1 protein-coding gene is annotated in these 363 nt (G+C 39.1%); it reads left to right on the top strand.

Features of this window, described 5'->3' with window-relative positions:
* Positions 1-276, top strand: a 276-nt coding sequence (locus ACLS0A_RS11065; RefSeq protein WP_416083514.1) for a transcriptional regulator, incomplete at its 5' end; no start/stop codon positions are given.
* Between the last annotated feature and the right edge of the window lie 87 nt (positions 277-363).

The raw sequence follows: 363 nt of genomic DNA, 5'->3' as shown, positions 1-363 counted from the left end.
GGGGGCGATACCAAAACCCGAAGCAGTTATAAACCCTCTCTATTAAGCGTAAATGCAAGTGTTTATTGCCCTAATTGCGGACAGTTAAAGGCACAATTTGTGGGGCAACTTTACGAAGTGAAAAGAGCCGTTTATATCGATTGCCCAGAGGCGCAAAAGTGGAATGAAACGGAAAAAGAACAAATCAATAAAGGCACGCTAAAAGCCGTGAGCAATCAAGAACGGCTAGACAGCCTAATGAAAAAGGAAGAGCCACAACAGAAATTCAAATTTTAGCCAATAAAAAAGGCTTACTTTCAAGATGTAAGCCTTTTATTGGTATCGATTAAATCATAATGGAACTAAATCATTCATAACGAAAGG

The organism is Avibacterium volantium (assembly GCF_049366555.1).
Taxonomy (GTDB): Bacteria; Pseudomonadota; Gammaproteobacteria; order Enterobacterales; family Pasteurellaceae; genus Avibacterium; species Avibacterium volantium_A.
Note: the sequence above shows the minus strand (reverse complement) of the source record. Positions and strands in the feature narration are given on the sequence as shown.